Here is a 26,382-nt window from a genome sequence, read left to right as displayed (position 1 = left end):
GAGCTTGTTGCACGTTCTCGCTATGACAAAATGATCGAATATGGCATGAAAATCAGTCAATTTGTCATGAAATTATACAAAGATCTGTCAAAATGCCTATTCCGCTTGTTTTATACTGAAACAAAATGATGGCTTAAAAAATTGAAAAAATAATTTGAAATTTAGGGCGGAAACTTATGGTAAAAGAACAACTAGAACCAGCCTTGGCTGATGAAGATCAACTGTCGCTTGATTTAATCGATGCACAATATGCATTAAAAGATACCCAAGATCAGCCGAATGCCAAAAGTGTTTTGGTGTTGGTGAGCGGTATTGAACTGGCGGGTAAAGGCGAGGCGGTAAAACAACTCCGCGAATGGATGGATCCGCGTTATTTGCGGGTGAAAGCAGATGCCCCTGAGATGTTTAACAATACCCAACCGTTTTGGCTGCCTTATGCACGCTTTATTCCTGCCGAAGGGCAAATTGCCGTGATGTTCGGAAATTGGTATGGAGATTTACTCACGACGGCTTTGCATGTGTCACAGCCCTTAGATGAAACGCTCTATGATGAATATGTCGACAATATGCGTGCTTATGAACAAGACTTAAAAAACAACCATGTGGATGTGATTAAAATCTGGTTTGATTTGTCTTGGAAGTCTTTGCAAAAGCGTTTGGATAATATGGATGCCAGTGAGTTGCACTGGCATAAATTGCATGGTTTAAACTGGCGTAATAAAAAACAATATGACCGCTTACAAAAATTACGGCAACGCTTTACCGAAGATTGGATCATTATTGATTGTGAAGATGAAAAATCGCGTGATCAACAATTTGCCAAACATGTTTTAAGAGCTTTAAAGCATTGCCCAGAGCATGTGAAATCGGCACAGCATAAATGGAAGCAGACCGATATTCCTGCGGTGCTACAACAGCCGCCTGTGGAAAAAATTGATAAGAATGAATATAAGCTAGAGCTTGATAAGTTGACCCGTAAAGTGGCAGATGCATTACGTTTTGGAGAACGCAATGTGATTATTGCTTTAGAAGGGATGGATGCCGCAGGTAAAGGCGGAGCGATTAAACGGATTGTTAAAAGTTTAGACCCGCGCGAATATGAAATTTATAGTATTGCTGCGCCTGAAAAACATGAATTGCGTCATCCATATTTGTGGCGTTTCTGGAACAAACTACAACCCAATGAACGGATTAGTATTTTTGATCGGACTTGGTATGGGCGGGTTTTGGTGGAGCGGGTTGAAGGCTTTGCCAGTGATGTGGAGTGGCAGCGCGCTTTTGAAGAAATTAACCGTTTTGAAAAGGATTTAAGTGACAGTCAAACTGTGGTGGTCAAAATATGGCTCTCGATTAGTAAAGATGAGCAATATGCGCGCTTTAAGGAGCGTGAAGAAACACCGCATAAGCGCTTTAAAATCACGGCAGATGACTGGCGTAATCGAGAAAAGTGGGATGAATATTTGCATGCGGCGGCGGATATGTTTGAACGCACCAATACCGACTATGCACCGTGGTACATTATTGCCAATGATGACAAATACAGTGCACGACTGGAAATTCTAAGAAGTATTTTGAAGCAACTCAAAGCCGATTAAAAATGGCTTTGAGCAATCTGATTTAGGCGAAACCTATTTTTAAACGAGTGCTTGTAGGTTTTGCTTTTGCTGAATGGATTTAGCCAATTTGTAGCAGTCTTCTACATGTGCCTCAGCCACTTTTTTCATGACAAAATAGCCAAGACTTGCCGCAACCAACTGACCACCCAGAGGGATATACTTACTGACTTGTTTGGTAATCATTTTAGATGCCATGTTGTGCAATGAGTTTTTTACGGCAGTTCTTGCAACAACCAAACCCGAAAATTCAAAACCACGTTTACGCAATTCTTGCCAGTGAATTTGTTTGGTTTCTAAATCAAACACACTGATTTGTTCGGGTGCCAAGCCAAAGCGGGCATTAATTTCGGGAATCAGTTGTGACAAAATTCCGACATCAATCACGACATCAAAAAAAGGGACGGGGATGACGGCTGCACCCGCAGAAACATAGGCACGTTTTTGTACCATTTCTAAGCATTCAGCCCGTATTTGTTCTAGATTTAACGAGGCATCAATTGAATCGGGAATGTTGTCTATTTTCATTGTGTACTCTAAACCTTGTATCCATTTTTATATTGAAGCATCTTTAAGCTTCGATTTTCAAAGTCATTTTTAAATCGAAGTGCGATTATACCGTGACATAGACAGTACATGAAGTATAGTCAATAATCTTTATGCTTTTGTAGATTGCTGTTCATTTATCGTTGGAGAAAAAATATTCATGGCCATTCACGTGATTCAAAGTCAACGGATTGATGTTTTACTTCAGGCCATGTTAAAAACGGTAAAATCACAGAGCAGTAATGCTTTACAGGTGTTAAAAACCCAGCATTTTATTGTGCCATCGCCCGCGGTTGAAGTTTGGCTGACCCAGCAATTGGCCGAGCAAAAAGGCATTAGTGCCAATACTCAGTTTCATCATCGCATTCGTGGTTTTCAATGGTCAGCTTATCAGTGGGTGCTGGATCAAGACAAAGAGCAGGTACGTAAAGCCAATATTCCGCGCATGATTATTAAATGGCGGGTTTATCAAGCCTTGCTGGCTTATATTCAGCCAGAGCACTCTCCTTTGGATGCAGCACATCCGCTTGCTCCGATTGTGCAACGCATTTATGCCAGTGCAGACCAGCTTGAACAGGGCATCGAAAAACAACTGAAAAAGCAGCGCATGTTGTATTGGGTTGCCGAGCAGGTGTCTAAGTTATTTAGCCATTACATGGAATACCGAGGACATTGCCAGAAAAACTGTCCAAGCAACCAATGTTCCTGTCCGACCAACTGGTTACAACGTTGGGGCAATAATCAGGCGTTGCCGATTGAGCAGATGTTCTTTCAAACCCATACTGAAATCTCGGTATTTACGCTGAATCAAGCGTACGAATTGGAAGCATGGCAGCGTTGGCTGTGGCAGGTGGTGTTTCATCAGGATTTTATGGACATGCAGCAGATTGATGCTGCATTTTGGCAGACGCTGGGCAATGTCGAGGCACCGAATGCAGCGGCACTGAAAAAGCTGCCACAGCCCTTGGTCGTGTTTACCTTACTGGACTTGCCACCGAGTCAGTTACAGTTTTTACAGCGCTTAGGGCAATATATTGATGTGTATCTGCTGCACTATAACCCGTCTCAGGAATACTGGGCAGACAGTGTCGATCCGAACTGGAAAGCACGTTATGACTTGCGGGTGAAAGAGCGTTTTATTGCGAAAAATCCACAGGCAAGTGATGCCGAAATTCAACAATTCTTTCAGGATTTTACCCTGCATTTTAATGCCGAAATTCGTGAGTCACGCCATCCCTTATTAACCCGTTTTGGTAAGCAAGCGCGAGATCATTTTTCGTTGTTATCTGGACTTTCTTCGGGGGAAGATGGGGTTTGGGCAGATGTATTTGTTGATGAATATCCAGCTACTTTATTGGGCAAAGTCCAATCCGATATTTTGTATTTGGTTGAGCCAGAACAACATCAATTTGTGTTGGATGCACAAGATGATTCAATTCAGGTGCATGTCTGTCATTCCACTTTGCGTCAACTGGAAGTGCTAAAAGAACAATTGATTGCATGGTTGGCACAAGGGAGCAAGGAGCAACCACGTCGTCCCAGCGACATTTTGGTGCTCAGTCCCAATTTAAAAGACATTGAACCGCATATTCGGAGCATTTTTGCACCGCCTGCACGGGAGCGTGAGGCCGAGCGCATAATGCCGAATGCACAAACACGGATTAGCCAAGACAGTATTTATCTGCCTGTGAAAATTGCAGGTGTGACTCAATTGGATGCTACTAATGCATGGCGTGCGGTATTAGGACGTATACAACTGACGCAAGGACGCTTTCGCTTAGATGATTTTGCCGACTGGCTGAGCTTGGCGGCCACGCAGCAATGCTATGGCTTAGACATGAATCGTGTAGAACGCATGCTGGAACTGCTTGAGCAAGCAGGCTTTAAGCGCGGCTTGGATGCGCAACATTTGGCATTGAGTCTGACCAAAGGTGATCAGGACTATCGCTTTAGCTTTAAATTTGCCTTAGACCGTTTGGCCATTGGTATTGCGATTCCTGAACATACGCTGTTTGAAGAAACACTCAGTTTTGCCGAGGTCATGCCAAGTGATTTTGAACTGATTGCCAAATTGATTCAGATTTATCAGGATTTGGATGCACGTCGGGACTGGTTGTTGGCACATGAACAGCAGCAGCCAAAGTCTGTAGAACAGTGGCTCAAAATTTTAATGCAGGAAGTGGCAGAATTTGAACAGGCTGGTGTAGAGGCATTGGCAAGCGTTGCACAAATTATTAAAAAACAAGAGCGTATGCTGACCCTCTCTAATTTCTATGAGGGGCAAGAGCAGTATGGGTTAGATCAATTAAGCTTGCCCTTGAACTATTTACTCGATGAAATTCAAACTACGCTGGATGCACAGCTCGATCAGGCTGAACCGACTGGACAGATCACTTTTAGTCAGTTGGGGCAGATTCGTCCGATTCCCTATCGTCTGATTGTGATGTTGAATTTGGACAGTGGAAAATTCCCGAGTCGCAATCAGCATTTACCATTTGATTTGATGGACATCCTTAAACCACAATTGGGCGATCGTTCTCGTTTAGAGGATGATCAGGGGGCTTTCTTGGATGCCTTGTTGTTGGCACAGCAGAGTTTGTGGTTGTTTTATAAAGGTTTTGATGTCAACGATGGCGAAATGCGTGAACCTTCTACCGCTGTACAAGAATTGGTTCAATATTTGGCTTTGATTACCCAAAAAGTAGATGGGGGAGAAGCGACCCGTCCAGATTTGCAGGGCTTAGAGATACCTGCACAATTGCACTCCTTGTATCAGGTTCATCCTTTACAACCTTTTGATGTTTCAGGTTTTACTCAGCCAAAACCAATGCGCTTTCAAGATCATTGGTATCGGGTGGCACAGCAGATTGCAGCTCCCACGGGACAGCGTCAGGCTTGGCAAGATACGCTTTATATGGCTGCATCCAATGATTTTGTGAGTATTCAAAGTCGACAATGGATTCAGGATGTCTGTTTCCCTGCACGTTTATATTTAAAAACCCTTGGGGTGGAAAACTTAAAACCTGAAAACCTGCCCGATGAAGTTGAACCCTTGGTTTTAGACGGTTTGGGGCGTTATGCAGTCCGAAATTTCTTACAACAGCAAGGGCAAACGACCCAGCCTGAACTGTTATTGGATCAGTTGCCTGTCGGGAAAATGCAGCAAGCTGCATGGCAAATCAGTGTGATTGAACAGCAGCAATTACAAGCACGTTTGCAGCGTTATGCAGAAACAGTCACAGCCGTCACACAACAGCTTTGGAATATGAGTGCAAATATCCAGTTCCAAATCACTGTTCCATCTCAGTCCACGCAGCAATGGGTCAGTTTAGAAGCATCGAGTGCGCGTGCCAAACGACGGGTTCAGCTCTGGTTGGAATATCTGTTTTGGTTAGCACATGAAAATTTAGGTGATGCAGGGCAAGACTTGACGCGCTTGGTCGTATTCAGTGATCAGACTGTGCTGTGTCATGGAGTATCTTCTCATCAAGCACAGCAATATTTGGCAGCGTGGTTTGAGATGTGGCAACACGGGCAGATGCAGCCTGTGGTTTTACCCGCAGCTTTATTATTTAAAGTCGCAGAAAAAGGCAAACAACTGGAATGGCAACCTGATGAGCAGGGTAAACCTCAGATCAAAGACTGGGACAGCGTGGTTAAAGATTGGCAGGACGATGGGCGTTTTGCTGGTTTTTCTGTTTTAGAAAATGAAGCCAGTGCTCAACATCGTGATTGGCAGTTTATTTTGCAACAGCAAGATAGCACGGCTTTGTTAGCACAAGCCTGTCAGCAGTATGCCTATGCGTTGTATGCCCCAATTTTTCAATATCAACAGTTGATTAAGGAATAATGCAGATGATGAATTTAACTCCCCCTGCTGCAATTTCTTATCATCCGATTGTGGATATGCAGTTTAAAGGGCTGCACTGGATTGAGGCTTCGGCAGGCACAGGCAAAACCTTTACTTTGTCTAGTTTAATGGTACGAATTTTCTTAGGTGATTATCTCCCGAATCAGGTAATTGCCACCACGTTTACCCGTGCAGCAGCGGCAGAGTTAAAGGGACGGATTCGCAGTCGTTTGCTAGATACCTTACGTTACTTTGAGACGTGCCAAAGCCTGACGCAATTGGAGTTGCAACAGAAAATCACGACAGAATCTGATCCTTTATATCAAAAAGTTTTACAGGATTATGCTCCACGGGTGGACTATGCGCGTGAACGGCTTAAATTGGTGATTGACCAACTGGATGAACTCTTTGTTGGAACCTTGGACAGTTTTAGCCAGAAGTTGCTACGTGAATTTGCCTTTGAAAGTGGCAAAATTGAGCGGGTAGAAATTACCGATGACGCCAAACAATATACCCAGCAATTGATTCACGACGTACTGCGTGAATGGATTCAGCAGCAACCGCAAAATATTTTGGATTATCTGCTGCTGAATAAAAAATTAAAGTCGCAACAGGCTTATGTGGCGGTGGTGGAAAACAGTCTAAATTTTGCTTCTGCACATTTTCAGGCGGTGGCTGCCCCAGAAGTTGATGTGGAGGGCTTTAGTCGTCAAGTCGAACATTTATTGGGGCTGGATTGGAGTCGTATATCTGAATTGGCAGACTATTATTCTGCCGAAGGAGCCCATTTTAAGTTACTGGCCAAGAAATGGCGTGATGACAACAAATTACAGCAACTGTTGACGGTTAAGTTGCCTGAATTGTTGGAGGTGTTAAAGCAGCAAGGGACTTATGCCTTATTTGCACCCTTATATGCCGAAACTCTGAAAAATCTTAGCGATGCCACCCAAAAAGTCTTGAACAAATGCCCAGATGAGGTTTTACAGGGATTTCAACAGCATCCCTTGATTCGTGAACTGACGGCTTTTATGCACAGTCTAGATCAACTCAGTTTTGATCTAGAAACACTGGACAGTTATTTACAGTTCTATCTGGCCTCGGAAGTGAAAAAACGCTTGCCGCAAATCTTGCAGCAAAAGGGCGAAACCACCTTTGCGCAGCAAATTCGTACTTTGGCCGATGCTTTACAAGATGCGCAAGGCGCGCGCTTTGCCCGTTTTGTCCAAGCCCGTTATCCCTTAATTTTGGTGGATGAATTTCAAGACACCAATCAAGATCAGGACAATATGCTGGCACGTATCTGGCGTGATGCAGGACATTCTGCCAAAGGTTGCATGATAATGGTGGGTGATCCGAAACAGGCGATTTACGGCTTCCGTGGCGGAGACATGCTGACCTATAACAAAGCGCGTGCCGATGTACTGAGTAAGCAAGGGCGACTGTACAGTTTGAAATACAATCATCGTTCTGTACCTGAATTGGTCACGGTGGTCGATGCTTTATTCCAACGTCAAATCCAATTGGGAGAAGAGGTTGAATATAGCGCCGTTGAGGCAGGACCACGACCACATCCAGTTCTGGTCGATGCACAAGGCAACAATCATCAGCCTTTGCGCTGGTTGATGTTACAAGACAAGAAAGATGAATTTATTCAAGTGGCGTGGAAAATCCGTGATTTGCTGAATCAAGGTATTCAGCAGCAGTTGTATTTGGCAGAAGCCACAGGCAACCGTGGCATTGATGAAAATGATATTGCGATTTTATCCAAAAGCCATGATGGGCTAGATAAGGTGCAATATGAATTAGAACGTTTGGGGATTCGGGTTAATCGTCCTTCCAAACGCAGCGTATTTGATAGCGCGATTGCACAGGATGTGGCGGCCATTTTGACCGCAATCATGCATCCTTATGATGAAGCCAAGGTCAAGCGGGCATTACTCACACGGTTATTGAACTTCCAACTCAGTCAATTGATAGAACTGGAACAACGCCCCGAAGGATTGAGTCAGTTTATTGAAGATTTTGATTACATTCGGGAAATGTGGTTTAACACAGGCTTTTTAAGCGCTTGGCAATATGCTTTAAACCTATTTAAGGCATGGTCAAATCTGGTGGCAAGCCAAAGCCGCGACAATGAACGCTGTGTGGTGAACTTACGCCATTTAACCGAATTGCTCAGTCAACACAGTGAGCAATTTCAGGGGCCACAGGCGCTATATCACTGGTATCTCAGGCAGATTCAAGCACCGAGTGAGCGTGAATGGGAACTGGAACGAAAACTGTCGAATGAGGCGGGCGTGCAGTTGATGACCATTCACCAATCCAAAGGCTTAGAGTTTAAGCTGGTGTTTTTGTTAGGCGCTGATAAAGATTTTCGGGAAATGAACAAAACCCTGAATTTCTCTACGCAACAATTACCCGATCCCGCTACAGGGCAGCCCGAAATGCAGCGTGTGATTGCGGTGAATGACAAGCATCTTTTGGATGAACTGGCCATTCAGCAGCATAATGCACGCGCAGAAGCGGAGCAGCATCGTTTATGGTATGTGGCACTGACTCGTGCCAGTCATCGGGTTTATGCCATATTACAAGATCAGGCCGGTAAATCGACCACGGGCTTGGCATTTTGGCGTGGACATGCTGCGCAGGTTTTTCAGCATCCATATAGTGGCGATGAAGCGGTGTTAACCGAATGTCCTACAGTATTGAAACGTACACAAGATCAGCGCATTCCTGAACTGTATGCCGCCGAATTTCCAACGCAACGTTTTTATCCGCGTGCAAAAACCAGTTTTAGTGCATTGGCACAGCATTTGAGTCGGCAGCAAGCATTGGATGCATTGGCTGTGCAGCGTGAACAGCGACAAAGTGCTGCGGATGAAATGAATCTCGAAGTTGTTGAATCGTCTGAGGAGGTTGCTCAACCGATCCATTGGATTCAGCGTCAATTTCCGATGGGGACTTTGGCGGGTAATTTTTTGCATGAAATTTTTGAACACATTGATTTTCAACAGCAACAGGACTGGAAAATCGAAATCCGTCGTCGTTTTAAAAATGATTATCCAAGTTTATGGCAGGCGTTGTGTGAAAAATATCAGCAAGACTTTCAGCAGGTGGATGAAGAACAATTACTGATGTGGATGGCTGAATGGTTGGCACAGGTGTTGTCCACACCCTTACATCAGCAGTTCTGCCTCAACCAGTTGGATGCAGACTCATATCTGGCAGAGTTTCCATTTTATTTGGCCTTGTCCAATCACGTTTTGGCCATTAAACGCATACAGGACTTATATGCTGAATATGGCATTTATATGCCAGAACTCAATCCTGCAAATTCGGCACGTTATTTAACGGGCTCTATCGACTTGGTTTATTTCGATGGGCAGCGTTACCAAATTGCCGATTATAAGAGTAATTTTTTGGGTGTAAATATTATGGATTACACGCCAACAAAGTTACAAGAAAGCATGTCCCATGCCAGTTACTGGTTGCAGGCGGGGCTGTATTTGGTGGCGTTACATCGTTATTTACAAGTGCAGTTGCAAGATTATGACATTCAAAAACATTTAGGCGGTGCAAGTTATCTGTATTTACGGGGCATGCATGGAGATGCCGAGTACGGGGTCAACTATTGGTGCCCTGATGCAGAGTTTATACTGCGTTTAGATGCATTATTGGGCTACTTTGCTGAAGAGCATGTTCATAAAAGTGCATCAACACCTTTGGCTATTGTGTAAAAACAATGAATTAAGTTGTGGATAACTTTGAGGATAACTGTGTGGAAAACAAGCAGGAACAGCAATTGAATGCTGAATGGATTAAATCGTGGAGTCAATATCTTCAGCAGCCTCCTTTTAGTGCAACGCCAAACCCACAAGCAGATGCCGTTATACAGTCCGTATTGGAAGCGATGTTACAGGGCAACAGTTGTGTGTTGTTTGAACCTGATGCCGTGCAAACTTTGGGGCATTTAGCCATCGGTGAAAATGAAGTCGCACATCGGGTTGCACCTTTCGTTTATGACACACAATATTTATACCTGTATCGTTATTGGAAACAGGAAGATACTTTGGCACGGCACGTGGCGAGGTTAAAACAACAAACGGTTCCTGTTGTTGATCATCAAGTTTACTCAAGTTTGCTGAGTGATGAACATCAACAGCAGGCATTAAGCATGGTGTGTCAGCAAGCTTTCAATATTATTACGGGCGGACCGGGTACAGGTAAAACCTACACTTTGGCACGTATTATTGCGGCATTAAACCAGTCTTTACCGCATTTACGCATTGCGATGGCAGCACCAACAGGCAAGGCCGCGCAACGCATGAAAGAAGCCCTGCAAAATGCCTTGAATGATGAGATATTGCAGCCTTTAGTTACTCCTGCTTTAAAACAATTAAATCCCGTCACACTGCATCGCTTGTTGGGTTTAGGGCATTCTGCTCGTCCACGTTATGATGCCGAACAACCATTACCCTATGATGTGATTGTGGTGGATGAAGCTTCGATGTTGGATTTGAATCTGGCCAGTATGTTACTTGCTGCCGTGCCCAATCAAGCTCGACTGATTTTATTGGGAGATGCCAATCAATTGGCCTCGGTTGATGTTGGGGCAGTATTGGCAGATTTACAGCAGGCGCAAGCGTTGCAAGATAATCGGGTACATTTAAAGACCAGCCGACGCTTTGATGGTGAAGCCTTAATTGGACAAATGGCAGCATTTATTCAGCAGCCGCCAGCAGACATATCCCCCCAAGCCTTGCTGGAACAATTTCACCAACAGGTGGTAGCACCGACTGAAATCCAAGCTGTGCCCCTTTTAGCCAAGATGCCGAATGTATTGCAACTGGAGTACTTTGCTCAAGCGCATCCAACATCAGAGCAATATTACGATCAACTGATGTTGGGCTATCAGCATTATATTGAAGTATTGAAAACACATTTGACTGCGGAAGATCCAGATGCTTCTCTTCAGCATGTGATTCAGGTTTTTGATGATTACCGTATTCTCACGGCCATTCGACATGGTGCATTTGGCTTGAAACAGCTTAATCAACAGATGGAACAGCGCTTACTGAATGAACTCAGTCGCTACACGACCAAACAAGGGGACTGGTATGTCGGGCGCCCTGTGATGATGACTTATAATGACTATCAATTAGGATTATCTAATGGGGATATTGGCATCTGTTTTAAAAGGCAACGTCAAGGACAGTCTCAGTTTGAAGTCTATTTCCCAAGTTTAGAAAAATGGGTTCTGGCAACACGCCTACCCAAAAGTATAGAAACTGCATTTGCATTGACCATTCATAAATCACAAGGTTCAGAGTTCACGCATACGGCAGTGGTTTTGGATGCACAAGCGCAAAATTTGTTGAGTCAGGAATTGCTTTATACCGCAATTACGCGTGCTAAAACGGTGGTGAGTTTATTGGCAGATCCTCAGGCTTTGGCACAAGCGTTGTCTAAAAGGACGACTCGGATGAGTGGAGTTTTAGAAAAAATAAAAGGTATCTTGGATTATTAACTTGTACTACATAATGGGATGCTTTGTACGAAAAAGCTTACATTGATTCAAGATATTTGCGCATAGAGCTTTCATACGGTTTCTGAGAAGATGAGTTCACATAAAGAGCACAACACGGAATGTTGAGCCATAATCGCAAAAGGATAAGAACAAAGTCGGAATATGACAGCGAACTTACAGTGAAGTAGGTGAAAGAGGAAACTTACAGCCGCTAAGCCTTGTAGTTTTGGGAGAGACTACAGGGCTTTTTTATTGACTTGAATTTTGTTTTCAGCAATACATTTTTTCTCATAGACTTCATTTTTTGCTGATGTAAACCCATGTACGCAAAAACGTACACTGAGTTTGGAAAAACACCTCTAGTCTTCTGATTTCATTGTGGCAAAATATTACACATAAGGACATAAAGTGGAAACAAGGATTGTTTGTCACAATAAGCGCATTATGCGCAATAATAAAAACAAGTATAACAATAAATATAAGAACTACAGCGCAATGAAAAAAGCTCAAGCTTTGCTTGGGCTTTTTTCATTCTGTATGAATATATTTTAGGATTTGCAAAAAGTATCAAAATTTTGAATGTTTGAAATAGGATTAAACTTGTATTAAATCGTTTTTAGTGAGAAATAAAGCACATTATTTTGGGGGTTGAAGCCCGATGTGCTGTTTGTTGTATACAACATGACCAGTCATTCTCTGGCATTTTATTATTTGAATAGATTTTGGATAATTGCATTGGTAGAGAGTTGTGTATTGTGGCTTAAAAAGGGCATTGCTTAGATTTGGTATTTTACTCAGTCAGAAAATGTATCTTTCACAGTTAAATTTTATTGAAAATGTGATCCAATGTTCATTTTTTAAATTTTAACTTTGGATGGAATGACATTTCATCCCAGATTGAATACTTGAAGTCCAAAATCAGGTTCTTTTTTTGTTTAGTAAATTTAAATAGTGCGCATATTTTGCAATCAGCACCATTTTCCCTTAAAATATCGGACTTGCTGTAGTGATGCACGGCAGTCAAATTGGTTTTGAAGAATCAATTTGATTTGTATCAAATGTAACTTAATTAAGCATCTCGGAGAAATCGAATGGCTTTAACAAACACAGATCGCGCAGAAATTATCGCTAAATTTGCTCGTGCTGAAAACGACACTGGTTCACCAGAAGTTCAAGTAGCGCTTTTAACTGCTCAAATTAATGACTTACAAGGTCACTTTAAAGAGCACAAGCACGATCACCATAGCCGTCGCGGTCTTATCCGTATGGTTAACCAACGTCGTAAGTTACTTGACTACCTAAATGGTAAAGATCATGGCCGTTATGTTGCTTTGATCGGTGCTTTAGGTTTACGTCGTTAATTCGATTGAAACTTTTATTTTCGGATTATTGCATGTCAAATGCTGTATTACTGAAAACTGAAGTATATCTAGCTATGTCTAGATAATGGGGAAGGGGCGAATGTTTCGCTCCTTCTTTGTGTTTGAAAATAGTGTGTCTAGTGAGGTCGGCTTCTAAGCTTTGTCATTTGCGCAAGCTTTTGGTTGCGAATGCCAAACCTTAGGGGTCTCCACTAGAATAGCTGTTCACAAGAACTAGGAAAAAAATACATGTCTATGTTTAATATTATTCGTAAAGAATTCCAATACGGTCAGTACAATGTCGTACTTGAAACAGGTCGTGTTGCACGTCAAGCAAACACGGTTGTGGTTACAATGGGTGGCGTGACTGTTTTAGTTGCAGTTGTTGCACAGCCTAAAGCAAAAGCGGGTCAAGACTTCTTTCCATTGACTGTTAACTACCAAGAAAAACAATATGCTGCGGGTCGTATCCCAGGTGGTTATGGCAAGCGTGAAGGTCGTGCATCTGAAGCTGAAACTTTAATTTCACGCCTTATTGACCGTCCAATTCGTCCGTTGTTCCCAGAAGGTTATTTCAACGAAATTCAAGTAACTGCAACGGTTATTTCTTCTGATAAAACTATGGAAGCTGATATTGCAGCAATGTTAGGTACATCTGCAGCGATGTCGATTGCAGGTACACCGTTCCGTGGTCCAATTGGTGGCGCACGTGTTGGTTTAATCAACGGTGAATACATTCTTAACCCAAACAACGAACAGTTGAAAGAAAGTGATCTTGACCTTGTGGTTGCAGGTACAGAATCAGCAGTTCTTATGGTTGAATCTGAAGCGAAAGAACTTTCAGAAGACCAAATGTTGGGCGCCGTGCTTTTCGGTCATGACGAAATGCAAATCGCGATTCAAGCAATTAAAGAATTTGCAGCCGCTGCGGGTGCAGTTGAGTCAACTTGGGTTGCTCCAACTAAAAATGAAGTCCTTCTTGAGCAATTAAAAGCTGCTTTCGAAGCGAAAATCTCTGAAGCCTATACGATTGCGGTTAAACAAGACCGTTATGCGGCACTTGATGCACTTTATGCAGAAGCAGTTGCACAGTTTGTTCCTGAAAATGATGAAACTGGTATTGCTGACGAAGTAAACGAACTCTTTGAAGATTTGAAATACCGTACCGTACGTGACAACATCTTGTCTGGTAAACCACGTATTGATGGTCGTGACACGAAAACTGTTCGTGCGATTGACGTTCAAGTGGGCGTATTAGGTCGTGCGCATGGTTCTGCATTATTCACACGTGGTGAAACTCAGGCGTTGGTCACCACCACTTTGGGTAATACACGTGATGCATTGATGGTTGATACCCTTGCAGGTACTAAAACTGACAACTTCATGTTGCACTACAACTTCCCTGCATACTCTGTTGGTGAAACAGGCCGTGAATCTGGTCCTAAGCGTCGTGAAATTGGTCACGGTCGTTTGGCGCGTCGTGGTGTACAAGCTGTTCTTCCTGCGGCTGACCGCTTCCCGTACGTCATTCGTATCGTATCGGATATTACTGAATCGAACGGTTCATCTTCAATGGCTTCTGTATGTGGTGCTTCTTTATCCCTTATGGATGCAGGTGTTCCATTGAAAGCACCAGTTGCGGGTATCGCAATGGGTCTAGTGAAAGAAGGCGAGCGTTTCGCAGTACTTTCTGACATCTTGGGTGACGAAGATCACTTAGGTGATATGGACTTTAAAGTAGCAGGTTCTGCAAACGGTATTACTGCACTTCAAATGGACATCAAGATTGAAGGCATCACTGAAGAGATCATGGAATCTGCATTAAACCAAGCTTATGCTGGTCGTATGCACATTTTGAACGAAATGAATCAAGTGATTTCTCGTGCACGTTCTGAAATTTCAATGCATGCACCAACGTTCCAAGTAATCAACATCAACCCAGACAAGATTCGTGACGTGATTGGTAAAGGTGGTGCGACCATCCGTGCCATTACGGAAGAAACGAAAGCTGCAATTGATATTGAAGACAACGGTACAGTTCGTGTATTTGGTGAAACTAAAGCTGCTGCTGCTGCTGCTGTTGCAAAAATCCAAGCGCTTACTGCTGAAATTGAGCCAGGCACAATTTACACAGGTAAAGTGATTCGTATTGTTGAATTCGGTGCGTTCGTAAATATTTTACCGGGCACTGACGGCTTACTTCACATTTCACAAATTTCGAACGAACGTATTGCCAATGTTGCAGACGTGTTGGCTGAAGGTCAGGAAGTGAGAGTACAAGTTGCTGATGTCGACAACCGTGGTCGTATCAAGTTAACCATGAAAGATGTTGAACAAGTTTAATGCTTTGATCATCTTTTAATAAAAAGCCTGCTCTACTGAGCGGGCTTTTTTATGCTTAATTTTTTTATTTCAGTGCGGTGTAAAACGATAAAGTTTGTGGTGAAATTGCGATAAAAATGAATATCCTAAGCATAATGCATTACACTCAATCGCATGAATTAAACAACAAGATTGACGGAATAGAGTGACAGAATAGATGCAAAGCTACTATTTTTATCAACATCCTACGGATGCTTATATTTACGTACAACAACAGGCATTGGATGATGTGGAGCCTGAATTTATCTGGATTGATAGTACCCGCGAAGATGTCGTAAATCATGCCGAAGACTGGCAAAGTCAAATGTTTGAAATGACCGGGGTGAGTCTGAACGAGTTTCACTTAAGAGATATTTTAAATCTGGAGCATCCGTGTGCTTTCGATGCGATGGAAGATTATGACTTGCTCATTTTCCGAAAACTCATTACGCCAGATGACAAAATTAAGACAGGTGAACAAGCATTAGAACAGCATGAGCGGTTTTTTGGGCTGTCCACTACACCGATTAGTTTTATCCTGACGTCACAAGTGTTGATTACGGTACGGGAGCAGGGCAATCAAATTATTGAGCAATATATTGAACGGGTAAAATCAATTGCGGCACGCACTCTGAGTGAGCAAAACAAACCCCGTAAGCTGTCGCATAGCCCTTTAGATTTGGCTTTACGTTTACTCAATGCCATGGTTGATGGTTACTTGGATTTGAGAGTTCCGTTGACACGACGCGTAGAATATTGGCAACAAGAGTTATTGCAAGGCCATCGACGTTTTACCAAGTGGAATCAGTTGTTACAAGAAAACATGGCATTTCAGCAAATTGAAAATTTGTGTGAAGAGCAAATAGAGGTCTTGCAAGAATTACGCGATGAAATTGTTGAAAACTATCCACACTTGAAATCCAAAAAGCGCTCCGAAAAACGCGATATTGTGTTGGTACGTACCGACGATTTGGTCAGTCATGTGGAGCGGATTCAAAAGCATACGACGCGTTTACGCAGTGCAGTACAGGCCGCAATCGAATTACATTTTTCAGCGATTGCTAACCAAACCAATGAAAATATGAGGATTTTGGCAATTATTACCGCCATTTTCGCACCATTAACTTTACTGACAGGGATATATGGTATGAATTTTGAATTTATACCAGGATTAAAATCTCCCATTGGATTTTGGTTAATGTTGATGGTGATGTTGATCACGACCGTTTGGCTCCTATTGTATTTTTATCGTCGGCACTTGGTGGGTCGTGGAGAAAAAAGCGTCATTGATATGTTGGCACAGCAGCACCAAGATCAGCATGTGGGCTTGCTCTGGTTTCTCGATTATGAACCTATCAAGCAAGGGGTTAAAGTGACCTTGAAAGAAGTAGAAAAACTGACAAAATTAAAATAATCACGAGACAATACAAGAAGATGTCACGAAACTGACATCTTCATTTTATATGCTCTATATAGCCTAAAAAGTACGATCTGATTTTATTTTAATGGCATCATGCACAACTTAGGCTTGTGAATTTACATGATGTTGCAGTAAGCGATAAATCTCATCCTTGAGACGCAGTTTTTTACGCTTTAACGCTTCAATATCATCATTGATACGAAACACTGGATTCAACTCACGTTGGTAAATTTCCTGATCCAACTCTGCGTGTTCTTCGAAAATTTTCGCAAAATGCGGATTATCCTGACGCAATTGTGGAATAATTTCACGATGCTCAGGAAACATCAGTTTAACTTTCTTATTACATTCTTTTGTCTTCATAGTAACCGTATTTCTCTCAAGTAAATGATAAAAGAACAACAACCCATTCAATGATGTTTTAATCTCAAGGAACGGGCTGTATCAAGGGTTTATGATTCTTGTATGTGAGCATGTCGAACTTGGCGACGTAATTGTTGTACTTCATCAATAAGATCCAACATCATAGCGACTGCTGAAAAACTGGCATCAAAGTCACGTTGTAAACGATAGGCTTTACGCGCACGTGTGACATCTTCACCAAAGAATTGATGAATCCGCTCTTCTGGGCGTGTGGCTAAAATATCGTATTCCAGTAGTTGTAAAACCCATTCTGGGCTTTGACCACAGGCTTCGGCAAAATGTTTTAAATCGAAACTACGATGTTCATCGACGATCTCTGCGCTGCTATAACCGTCGCAAATAATTTCTCGATAATGAATAGTTGTCATAGCGTTCTCCTTAAAGTTGTCGAGGCTTAAACTGCTTAAAGGCTTCAGCAAAAGCGCGGTAAGCTTGTTCTTGCTCAGCGTTTTGTGCAGGTGGATTCACAATATTTAGAATCAAGAATAAATGTCCTGCTGTTTTATTGGGAATCCCTTGATTTTTTAAACGTAATTGTTGTCCTGTTTTGGCATTTTTGGGGAGGTTCACCTGAACTTTAGTGCCTGCTGGCGTGAGTAATTCAATTTGTTGTCCTAACGCGGCTTCCCATGGGGTCACAGGCAGCGTGTAATAAATATCTGCACCTTCAACGCGGTATTGCGCGGTATCTTTGTAGTAAATTTCGATATACAAATCACCATTTTCACCTCCACGGATACCTGTTTGTCCTTGACCTGCCAAGCGAATTTGTTGTCCTTCTTTCATTCCTTTCGGAATTTTGACTTCTAGAGTTTTACGTTGGACTTCTGGTTCACCATAAGCATTAATGCTTGGAATTTGCAGCGTAATTTGTTGAGAAGTGCCATGAAAGGCAACGTCTAAGTCAATCTCTAGCTTGGCATGTTGATCTTCACCCCGAAAAGATGACTGTTTTTGTTTATATTGATAACTCCCTCCTCCAAAACCAGTTCCAAAGCGACCAAATAAGTCTTCAAAGCCTGAAAAATCTGAAGAATTACCTTGGTTAAATCCTTGTCGATAAAATTGAGCATCATCAAACCCAGATGCACCTGCCTGTCCCCCAAATCCTGAAAAACCTTCAGGATGATCTAGGATGAAGTCATATTCTTTTTTCTTTTCTTCGTTACTCAGCGTGTCGTATGCGATGTTAAGTTCTTGCATACGGGCTTCAGCATCACTTTCTTTACTAATATCAGGGTGGTACTTTCGCGCTAGCTTCCGATAGGCTTTTTTAATTTGGTCGGGAGGAGCATTGCGTGGTACTCCTAGAATTTCATAATAATTTTTAGACATACGTGTTTAATAAAATCGATGATAATTTAATCAATATTATTATGTCTTTCTGAAAGTGGGAAGTAGTGTAGAACTGTTCGTATTTGTTTCAAATCATGACAATCAAAAAAAGCCCACGGAGGGCTTTTTTGTTGGCATAGCTGGGTTTGAATTTTACTGGACTTTAACCCATGTCATCTGGCGAACATGCGAAGAACCAGCCTCTTGAGCGCGAATTTGCAAATATTTGGCGTGCTGAACTAAATGTGCTTCCGAAACATAATGATGTCCTGAAAGCGGATCAAGAAATTTGCCTTCAATATATTGGTTGTGTTTTTCAGGATTTTTCTTTAAACCCGATAAAATGGTTAAGCCAATCATCGGTTGATTTTTTAAATGGCCTGTACATTTGTGGCAAGTGGTCAGTTTATCCTTGCCTGATAATGAGCGTATTTCGATCACTTGTGCACTGTAGATATTATGCTGGTTTTTACTGATGATGACATCTGCCAGTGAGTGACCTGTACGATCATCCATGGTTTTCCATCTGCCAATCAGGGGATCAGTGGCTGCCATGCTGTAGGTGCTGCACAGCAAAGTTGTAATGAAAACCGTACGGGAAAGAAAGCGAGTTCCCATGAAATATTACCTCAGTGTATATCCGTTAAGTTTGAATGAATCACATATTGAAATGATGATTTTTTTATCATGTAGAGACGCAGTTCAACAAAAAAATTGTTATCTTCGTCACGCTATTTTAGCGTATCTTTTTATACGTTGAATATATCATCTTGTTCCAAGCGCACAGAAATCAGGGCTGTGGTGTAGCAAGTGGACATGGAATGTTCTTATTAATTTAGCAGAGGATAAACTGCCTGTTGACCCGCAATGAAATGCATAACAACAGGCAGATAGACGGTTGATGAGTGCTTAACTTAAATGTTCGCCAAATAAACCGAGGGCTTCTTCGGCCGTGAACTGATATTGGGTATTACAGAATTGGCAATCCATAGCAATCGGATTTTGATGCTCTAGTGTTTCACGTACAGCTTCTACGCCAATTTGTTGTAAAGCATTGGCGCAACGTTCTTTAGAACAGGTACAGCCAAACTTGAGTTGTTCAATTTCAGGTAGGCGAACGTCTTCTTCATTATATAAACGATACAGAATTTCATTGGCATCTAAGTCTGTCAGCTCATCGATTTTTAATGTTTCAGTCAGCATAGTCAGACGTGGCCATAAATCTTCATCGATCCGTTGCTGTTCTTCTTCACTGATGCGCGGTAACAACTGAATGAGTAAACCACCTGAACGTTGCGCTGTACTTGCCAATACAATACGGGTAGGAATTTGCGCTGAAAGATCATAATACTGCATTAAGCAGCCCGCTAAGGTAGGTTGATCTAAAGGTACAATCCCTTGATAACGCTCACCAAATTCAGGTTCAATGTTAATAAAAAGAATGGGATTACTGAGCGCTTTTAGCACCGTACTGCTGTCAGTTGCGGCGTGGAAACGCAGATCTTCTTCATAGTCGGCTAAGGCACGAACTTCACCTAAATGGTTGCATTCCGCCATGGCCCATTTAAATGTTCCAGAGGCTTGAATTTGTAAGCTGATACGCCCTTTAATTTTCAGCGTGCTGGCAAGCAAGGCGGTTGCACTGAGCATTTCACCCAGTAAAATTTGTACGGCTTGAGCATAGTCACGTTGGGCAAGAATCGTTTGTAAGGTTTCTTCCAAATGAACGACTTCACCACGAACAGGGCAATCTTCAATATAAAAGCGTTGACGTATATCAGACATAATTTTCTCCAAAACCCTGCTTTAATGGTGGCGATATTGTAAAACACAAGTCAATTTGCTTCATCTCGTGTCACATCTATTCGGGTAGAATCTAAACCACGTTGTAAATTTACACCTGTTTCTACCATTCGAATTTCTGTATCACGCTCAAACAAATGTTCCAGCTCAGCAAGGGCGTTTCGGTGCGATTCATATACCTTTTGTTCGTCGGTATAAACGCGTTGTTGCTGTGCCAAGAGTTGTTCATCATAATCGCGAAATAACTCAATACTTTTTTGGGCATCGGTTTCGCTAATGCCTAAGTCACACAAGGCTTTATATGCCATGCCAAGTGAAGATAAATAGGTTTCTCGCCAAATGTGCTGGACACCCAAGTCACGTAATAAGTGTACATGATGTCGATCTCGTGCTCTGACTAATAACTGTAACTCGGGGTAATTGAGGCGGATATGCCGTGCCACATTCATCGAGTCTTCAATATCATCAATGGCTAAAATAAACACCTTGGCCTGTTCAATACCTGCGGCTCTTAAAATATCAGGATGGGTGGCATCGCCATAATATAAATGACCACCATAGTTACGGACAAAATCGACCTTTTCTAAATTACTGTCGATGGCGGTAAATTTTTGATGCTGTAAATGCGCGACACGGGCAATGATTTGTCCAAACCGACCAAAGCCCGCAATAATCATGGCGGAGTGTTGTTCAGGAATATCATCATATTCAGGGACGGTAACAGGCGTAAGACGCGGCACTACACCTTGACGAATCACCCAATACAAAATCGGGGTCAACATCATGGAGATAATCACGATGAGGGTGATGGGTGCAATGCTGGCAGCAGAGATGAGTTGTTCATCTTGTGCCACGCTGAACACCACGAAGGCAAACTCTCCACCCTGTGCCAAACAACTGGCAAGCAGCAAGCTGTTGGGCCAAGAGACCTGATAATAGCGAGCAATCGCCGTGAGTGTCGTAAACTTAACCAGCAAGAGGAGTACTGCGCCTGCCAGAATAAACACAGGTTGTTGCCATAAAATATGAATGGGGGTCAGCATGCCCACCGTCATAAAAAACAGACCCAGTAACAGTCCTTTAAACGGTGCAATACTGGCTTCCAGTTCATGTCGGAACTCGGAATCTGCCAATAATACTCCCGTTAAGAATGCACCCAGTGTGGTGCTGATATTGAGCAGATCCATCAGCATCACCACGGCTAAAACAATAAATAGCCCAACCGCCGTAATCAGTTCATGCGCGCCCGTTTTGGTTACAAAGCGGAAAAAAGGACGAATCAGATAGCGACTGAATAAAAACAGCCCTGTAAATGCCGCCACAATCGCAGCAAAATAAGCAATGCCATAATGCGTTGATTCTACGCCTGCCAGAAGAGGAATCACGGCAATCAGAGGAATCGCTGCGATATCTTGAAACAGTAAAATCGAGAAAGATTGCTGTCCATAACTGGTATTGAGTTGCTGCTTTTCTGTGAGCAGTTGTAATACGAAGGCGGTGGATGACAACGCCAGTGCACTACCAATGACCAAACTGGCAGCCATGCCTTGTTGCAATACCAATAAGAGGATGCATCCAATAACCACAGCAGTGATAACCACCTGTGCACTGCCCATGACAAAAATAGATTGACGTAAATTCCAGAGTCGTTGTGGTCTTAGTTCTAAACCAATTAAAAACATCAAAAGAATGACGCCAAATTCAGCGAGTTTCTGAATAGCTTCGGGATCATTGGCAATGTTCAGGACGTGAGGTCCCAAGAGAATCCCTGTGATTAAATATCCCAAGACTGTAGCAATGCCGAATCGTTTTAGTAGTGGCACCACCATCAGCGCGGCACCTAAAAAAAGCGTGATTTGCAACAATAACGACATGCATCTATCCTGAAATTAAAAGTTGTGATGACTTGCTGAAGTGCTGACTTAGACTCAACTCAACTCCTGTGGGTCTATATCCAGACTCAGTTTCATGTTGGCAGGTTTGTGCTGCAACATGTTTTGCCACCATGCTCTCAAATAATAATGTAAACGTGCCCGATCTTGAGACAATAGCACCATATGCGCTTGATAACGACCCGCTTTACGCTCCATTGGGGCAGGAATGGGTCCCCAGATATCGATATTAAGTTCTGAAATCTGACGCAGTTGTTGTGCGTGTTCGGTAAGATACTGTTGATTTTGTTCCTGACTTTTTGATTCACAGCGAATCAGCGCAGCATAACGAAACGGTGGAAATAACGCCTGTTGTCGTTCTTTCAACGTCTGGCGAGCAAATTGTCGATAATCACCATCCACTAAAGTGTGCAATAACGGGTGTTCTGGGCGTAAGGTCTGTAAATAGACATCGCCTTTTTTCTCACCACGACCTGCGCGGCCCGCCACTTGAACAATGAGTTGGGCAGTGCGTTCTGGTGCACGGAAATCGACACTGAGTAAGCCTGAATCAATGTCCAAAATTGCCACCAAAGACACATAGGGAAAATGATGCCCTTTGGCGAGCATTTGCGTGCCGAGTAAAATAATCGGCTCGCTTTTTTGAATGCGATCATAAATTTTTTGCCAGCTACCAACACGACTGGTGGAATCTCGATCGACCCGAATGACTTCAAATTCTGGAAAGAGTTCTTTTAAACTTTCTTCAACTTTGACGGTGCCCATGCCAATCGGTTTGAGCTCAGTGTGATGACATTGCGGGCAATGATCAGGCATGCGATGAATGGTGCCGCAATGATGACAATGCAAATGCTGATAAGGTTGGGTATGTAAAGTAAAGTTGGCATCGCAATGCGGACATTTCGCTTGCCAAGCACAACTTTCACAAATCAGTACAGGGGCATAGCCCCGTCGATTGAGAAAAATCAGTACCTGTTCTTTGCGCGCCAGACGCTTGTGCATTTCATCCAGTAAAAACTGACTAAAACCATGCTGTTTGCGCCCGACTTTTAAATCCAAGATATGTAATTTGGGCAACAGCGCCGTGCCTGCACGTTCATTTAATTCCAGTCGAGTTAGTTTACCTTGATCGGCCAGTGCATAACTTTCCATGCTCGGCGTTGCTGAACCTAAAATAATTGGACAGTTTTCCAAATGCGCCCGATACAGTGCCACATCACGGGCATGATAGCGAAAACCTTCTTGCTGTTTAAAAGACAGATCATGCTCTTCATCTAAAATGATCAAACCTAAATTGTGCAATGGGGTATAAATGGCGGAACGTGTGCCTAAAATAATCGAGGCTTTGCCCATTTGTGCACTTTGCCATGCTTGTAAACGTTTAGCATCCGTCAGTCCTGAGTGCAGCAGGGCAATATGGCAGTGAAAACGCGATTGAAATCGGCTAATCGTTTGGGGTGTCAAACCAATTTCAGGTACCAACACCAACACTTGTTTGCCTTGCTTCAGGACTTCGTACATGATTTGCAAGTAAACTTCAGTTTTACCGCTACCTGTTAAACCATCCAGTAAATAGGCATGATAAGACGAGAGTGATTTCAGTACCTGCTGAATGGCATGCTTTTGATCGGGGTTGGCGGTCAGAGGCATTTGCGCCAAACTCAGGGCTTGTGGGCTAAAATCTTTTTGTTCTAAATAGGCTTCACAGATGCCTTTCTTTTCCAGTGCTTTTAAAGTCGCGGTTTCAATGCCCGCCAAATTCAGAATGTTTTCTGCCGTACCTGCGGGATGGAGTTTTAAAATTTTATAAGCATGTTGCTGCTTCTCTGAGCGCTTAACTTTTTCATCTGCATGTGGGTCAAGCAGCCGCCACATGTGGGCCAACAGATCATACGGTTTGCCTTGACGTAATAAGCTTGGCAAGGCGCTTTGCACCACTTCGCCAATTGGAAATTGATAATATTGCGCTGCCCATGTCAACAAAGTTAAAACTTTACTGTCTAGAATGGCATCGTCATCTAGCAAAGCTTGAATGGGTTTTAGCTTAAACTTGGGGTTCTCTGGAGTGTCAGGTGTGAGTTTTTGCATAATCACACCAATTAAATTTCGAGATCCAAAGGGCACAGCAACACGCGCTCCAACCTTCGCCTGCGCATAATCATCTGCGGAAATTTGATAGTCGAAACAGTCATAAACATGGGCTGGAACGGCTACGCGAATCCGATAAGGCACGAGAGGGGGCGATACTGTATTTGGCATAAAAGGGTCAAAGGTTCCGGCTGAATGTTCGTCGTGTGAAGTCTTGAGTTATGTTAGAGTGTGCAAATAAAATTTATATTGAAGAATATGAATGATTTTAGGGGTCAGACGCAACAGCGCTGAAGGAAATTTCGGAAAATTAGAGCATTACAATGCCTGCATATCAATTTACCGCCATTGATGCTTTAGGGAAGCAGCAAAAAGGCGTGCTAGAAGGTGATTCGGCACGACAAATACGTCAGCAATTACGTGAGAAATCGCTCATCCCGATTAGTGTCGATCCTGTAGAACACAAAACCAAACAGCAAGGATCGCGCTGGTTTCAAAAAAAGATTACCGCCTATGATTTAGCTCTTTTTACGCGTCAATTGTCGGTGTTGGTGGCTGCGGCAATTCCATTAGAAGAAGCTTTACGAGCGGTTGCCAAGCAAAGTGAAAAAGCCCATGTGCAACAATTAATTGTGTCGGTTCGTTCCAAAGTTTTGGAAGGACACTCCTTAGCCAATGCCTTGCAGCAATCTGGGCGTTTTCCTGAACTTTACCGTGCAACAATTGCGGCGGGCGAGCGTTCAGGTCATCTGGATTTGATTCTGGAGCAATTGGCAGATTACACCGAGAATCGCTTTGCCATGCAAAAGAAAATTCAAGGTGCCATGATTTACCCAATTATTTTAATGCTGATGTCTTTTGCGATTGTGATGGGGCTGATGACCTACGTGGTTCCCGATATTGTCAAAACTTTCGATCAGAATAAAGATGCTTTGCCTTGGATTACAGTTGCGCTGATGAAAGCCAGTGCTTTTATTCGCGTAGCTTGGCCATTTTTAATCATTGCAACGGTGTTGGGGATCGTGTTTCTTTTACGGTTTTTAAAGAGCACCGCAGGACATTATGCTTTTGATCGTTTAACGCTCAAATTGCCATTATTTGGTAAATTATCACGTGGTATTAATGCAGCACGGTTTGCCAGTACCTTGTCTATTCTAACCAAGTCAGGTGTACCGCTAGTAGATGCATTACGCATTGGTGCTGCGGTCAGCAATAACTGGGTGATTCGGGATTCGGTCGATTTGGCGGCTGAAAAAGTCACAGAAGGGGGCAACTTGGCAACCCAACTGGAGCGCAGTGGTTATTTCCCCCCGATGATGGTACAAATGATCAAGAGTGGCGAAGCCTCAGGTGAATTAGATCGCATGTTGGAGCGTGCTGCGACCATGCAAGATCGAGAAGTCACGACCCTAATTTCGACTTTATTGGCGTTACTTGAACCGCTAATGTTGGTGCTTATGGCCAGTATTGTATTGGTGATTGTGATTGCAGTGATGCTGCCGATCGTTAATATGAACAATATGATTTAAAGAATATAAAGATTGAAGAGTGAGTGGTTGAATGCAAGTGAATAAATATCAAACCAAACAATCGGGTTTTACTTTAATTGAAGTGATGGTGGTGATTGTTATTTTAGGGGTGTTGGCTGCGCTGATTGTACCGAATGTCATGGGGCGTGGTGAAAAAGCCAAAGTCGATACCACGGTGATCACCTTAAAAGGGGTTGCAGGTGCGCTGGATCAATATAAATTAGATAATGGTAAATACCCATCGATGCAAGATGGTGGTTTAGATGCCTTGGTGAATCAGCCCGCGTCGGCAAAAAATTGGATGCAGGGTGGTTATGTCAAAGGTGGTTATCCAAAAGACAGTTGGGAAAATGATATTCAATACATTAACCCGGGTGCTGAAGGTCGTGCTTTCGATTTATATTCGTTTGGTGCCGATGGTAAAGAAGGTGGCGAAGGGACTGATGCCGATATTTATTATCAACCTTAATCAATATCGCCTGAGTTAATGGATGGAAATTATCACTTTATTTTATTGAGTGATTCAATTATAAATAAAGTGATAATCTTTCTTATTTATTAATGTTAATATAAGTGTTTGAACTTAAATAAATAAAAATAATAAATAGTTTTTGAGAGTTATAATAAGAATTAT

At 42.7% G+C, this 26,382-nt stretch carries 17 protein-coding genes; 9 read left to right on the top strand and 8 right to left on the bottom strand.

The window, feature by feature from the left end; translation table 11 throughout:
- Nucleotides 1-176: 176 nt before the first annotated feature.
- Nucleotides 177-1,595 (top strand): phosphate--AMP phosphotransferase, encoded by a 1,419-nt coding sequence (locus DCO44_RS00930; protein WP_116758753.1) that lies wholly within the window; start codon nt 177-179, stop codon nt 1,593-1,595.
- A gap of 39 nt (nt 1,596-1,634) precedes the next feature.
- Here the strand turns inward: DCO44_RS00930 and DCO44_RS00925 are convergent, their stop codons facing one another.
- Nucleotides 1,635-2,141, bottom strand: coding sequence for a hypothetical protein (locus tag DCO44_RS00925; protein WP_116758752.1), 507 nt, complete (start codon nt 2,139-2,141; stop codon nt 1,635-1,637).
- A 178-nt stretch (nt 2,142-2,319) separates the two neighbouring features.
- Between DCO44_RS00925 and DCO44_RS00920 the strand changes: the two genes are divergently transcribed.
- The 6 genes from DCO44_RS00920 to DCO44_RS00895 all read left to right on the top strand — a co-directional run bounded on the left by DCO44_RS00920 (nt 2,320) and on the right by DCO44_RS00895 (nt 16,672).
- A complete protein-coding gene (locus tag DCO44_RS00920; RefSeq protein ID WP_116758751.1) occupies nt 2,320-6,009 on the top strand; it encodes an exodeoxyribonuclease V subunit gamma in 3,690 nt (1,229 codons plus the stop codon).
- The gene (locus DCO44_RS00915) at nt 6,009-9,746 is read left to right on the top strand and encodes a UvrD-helicase domain-containing protein (protein ID WP_416224506.1); all 3,738 of its coding nucleotides are present in this window, start codon (nt 6,009-6,011) and stop codon (nt 9,744-9,746) included. The genes DCO44_RS00920 and DCO44_RS00915 overlap by 1 nt, the downstream gene beginning before the upstream one ends.
- Nucleotides 9,747-9,787: 41 nt before the next feature.
- Nucleotides 9,788-11,536, top strand: coding sequence for an exodeoxyribonuclease V subunit alpha (recD, locus tag DCO44_RS00910; protein WP_213066302.1), 1,749 nt, complete (start codon nt 9,788-9,790; stop codon nt 11,534-11,536).
- Nucleotides 11,537-12,627: 1,091 nt separating this feature from the next.
- A complete protein-coding gene (gene rpsO, locus DCO44_RS00905; RefSeq protein ID WP_004656162.1) occupies nt 12,628-12,897 on the top strand; it encodes a 30S ribosomal protein S15 in 270 nt (89 codons plus the stop codon).
- Nucleotides 12,898-13,152: 255 nt separating this feature from the next.
- A complete protein-coding gene (gene pnp / locus DCO44_RS00900) occupies nt 13,153-15,240 on the top strand; it encodes a polyribonucleotide nucleotidyltransferase (RefSeq protein WP_171304924.1) in 2,088 nt (695 codons plus the stop codon).
- Between the two features lie 196 nt (nt 15,241-15,436).
- On the top strand, nt 15,437-16,672 hold the full coding sequence (locus DCO44_RS00895; protein ID WP_116758748.1) for a magnesium transporter CorA family protein: 1,236 nt from the start codon (nt 15,437-15,439) through the stop codon (nt 16,670-16,672).
- 108 nt (nt 16,673-16,780) lie between these two features.
- On the opposite strand, the gene DCO44_RS00890 is transcribed toward DCO44_RS00895, so the two are convergent.
- The 7 genes from DCO44_RS00890 to DCO44_RS00860 all read right to left on the bottom strand — a co-directional run bounded on the left by DCO44_RS00890 (nt 16,781) and on the right by DCO44_RS00860 (nt 24,390).
- Nucleotides 16,781-17,041: a YdcH family protein gene (locus tag DCO44_RS00890; protein ID WP_116758747.1), complete on the bottom strand. Its 261-nt coding sequence runs from the start codon at nt 17,039-17,041 to the stop codon at nt 16,781-16,783.
- 89 nt (nt 17,042-17,130) lie between these two features.
- Entirely contained in the window at nt 17,131-17,469 is a 339-nt protein-coding gene (locus tag DCO44_RS00885; protein ID WP_116758746.1) for a chaperone modulator CbpM, read from the bottom strand.
- A gap of 10 nt (nt 17,470-17,479) precedes the next feature.
- Nucleotides 17,480-18,436 (bottom strand): DnaJ C-terminal domain-containing protein, encoded by a 957-nt coding sequence (locus tag DCO44_RS00880; RefSeq protein WP_116758745.1) that lies wholly within the window; start codon nt 18,434-18,436, stop codon nt 17,480-17,482.
- Nucleotides 18,437-18,589: 153 nt separating this feature from the next.
- Nucleotides 18,590-19,054, bottom strand: a complete 465-nt coding sequence (locus DCO44_RS00875) for a DUF2147 domain-containing protein (RefSeq protein ID WP_116758744.1) — start codon at nt 19,052-19,054, stop codon at nt 18,590-18,592.
- 291 nt (nt 19,055-19,345) lie between these two features.
- A complete protein-coding gene (gene hslO / locus DCO44_RS00870; protein ID WP_116758743.1) occupies nt 19,346-20,221 on the bottom strand; it encodes an Hsp33 family molecular chaperone HslO in 876 nt (291 codons plus the stop codon).
- 50 nt (nt 20,222-20,271) lie between these two features.
- Nucleotides 20,272-22,113, bottom strand: coding sequence for a monovalent cation:proton antiporter-2 (CPA2) family protein (locus DCO44_RS00865; protein ID WP_116758742.1), 1,842 nt, complete (start codon nt 22,111-22,113; stop codon nt 20,272-20,274).
- A 54-nt stretch (nt 22,114-22,167) separates the two neighbouring features.
- Nucleotides 22,168-24,390: a primosomal protein N' gene (locus DCO44_RS00860; protein ID WP_116758741.1), complete on the bottom strand. Its 2,223-nt coding sequence runs from the start codon at nt 24,388-24,390 to the stop codon at nt 22,168-22,170.
- Between the two features lie 152 nt (nt 24,391-24,542).
- On the opposite strand from DCO44_RS00860, the gene gspF reads away from it, so the two are divergent.
- On the top strand, nt 24,543-25,748 hold the full coding sequence (gene gspF, locus DCO44_RS00855) for a type II secretion system inner membrane protein GspF (RefSeq protein WP_116758740.1): 1,206 nt from the start codon (nt 24,543-24,545) through the stop codon (nt 25,746-25,748).
- A gap of 31 nt (nt 25,749-25,779) precedes the next feature.
- A complete protein-coding gene (gene gspG, locus DCO44_RS00850; RefSeq protein ID WP_116758739.1) occupies nt 25,780-26,217 on the top strand; it encodes a type II secretion system major pseudopilin GspG in 438 nt (145 codons plus the stop codon).
- The last annotated feature ends 165 nt before the right edge of the window (nt 26,218-26,382 follow it).

The organism is Acinetobacter sp. AM (assembly GCF_003105055.1).
GTDB lineage: Bacteria > Pseudomonadota > Gammaproteobacteria > Pseudomonadales > Moraxellaceae > Acinetobacter > Acinetobacter tibetensis.
Note: the sequence above shows the minus strand (reverse complement) of the source record. Positions and strands in the feature narration are given on the sequence as shown.

Coding starts and splice junctions, on each gene's coding strand:
- DCO44_RS00925 (WP_116758752.1), bottom strand. CDS start 2,141: ATGAAAATAGACAACATTCCCGATTCAATTGATGCCTCGTTAAATCTA.
- rpsO (WP_004656162.1), top strand. CDS start 12,628: ATGGCTTTAACAAACACAGATCGCGCAGAAATTATCGCTAAATTTGCT.
- pnp (WP_171304924.1), top strand. CDS start 13,153: ATGTTTAATATTATTCGTAAAGAATTCCAATACGGTCAGTACAATGTC.
- DCO44_RS00895 (WP_116758748.1), top strand. CDS start 15,437: ATGCAAAGCTACTATTTTTATCAACATCCTACGGATGCTTATATTTAC.
- hslO (WP_116758743.1), bottom strand. CDS start 20,221: ATGTCTGATATACGTCAACGCTTTTATATTGAAGATTGCCCTGTTCGT.
- DCO44_RS00880 (WP_116758745.1), bottom strand. CDS start 18,436: ATGTCTAAAAATTATTATGAAATTCTAGGAGTACCACGCAATGCTCCT.
- DCO44_RS00930 (WP_116758753.1), top strand. CDS start 177: ATGGTAAAAGAACAACTAGAACCAGCCTTGGCTGATGAAGATCAACTG.
- gspF (WP_116758740.1), top strand. CDS start 24,543: ATGCCTGCATATCAATTTACCGCCATTGATGCTTTAGGGAAGCAGCAA.
- DCO44_RS00920 (WP_116758751.1), top strand. CDS start 2,320: ATGGCCATTCACGTGATTCAAAGTCAACGGATTGATGTTTTACTTCAG.
- DCO44_RS00885 (WP_116758746.1), bottom strand. CDS start 17,469: ATGACAACTATTCATTATCGAGAAATTATTTGCGACGGTTATAGCAGC.
- DCO44_RS00890 (WP_116758747.1), bottom strand. CDS start 17,041: ATGAAGACAAAAGAATGTAATAAGAAAGTTAAACTGATGTTTCCTGAG.
- DCO44_RS00875 (WP_116758744.1), bottom strand. CDS start 19,054: ATGGGAACTCGCTTTCTTTCCCGTACGGTTTTCATTACAACTTTGCTG.
- DCO44_RS00915 (WP_416224506.1), top strand. CDS start 6,009: ATGCAGATGATGAATTTAACTCCCCCTGCTGCAATTTCTTATCATCCG.
- gspG (WP_116758739.1), top strand. CDS start 25,780: ATGCAAGTGAATAAATATCAAACCAAACAATCGGGTTTTACTTTAATT.
- DCO44_RS00860 (WP_116758741.1), bottom strand. CDS start 24,390: ATGCCAAATACAGTATCGCCCCCTCTCGTGCCTTATCGGATTCGCGTA.
- DCO44_RS00865 (WP_116758742.1), bottom strand. CDS start 22,113: ATGTCGTTATTGTTGCAAATCACGCTTTTTTTAGGTGCCGCGCTGATG.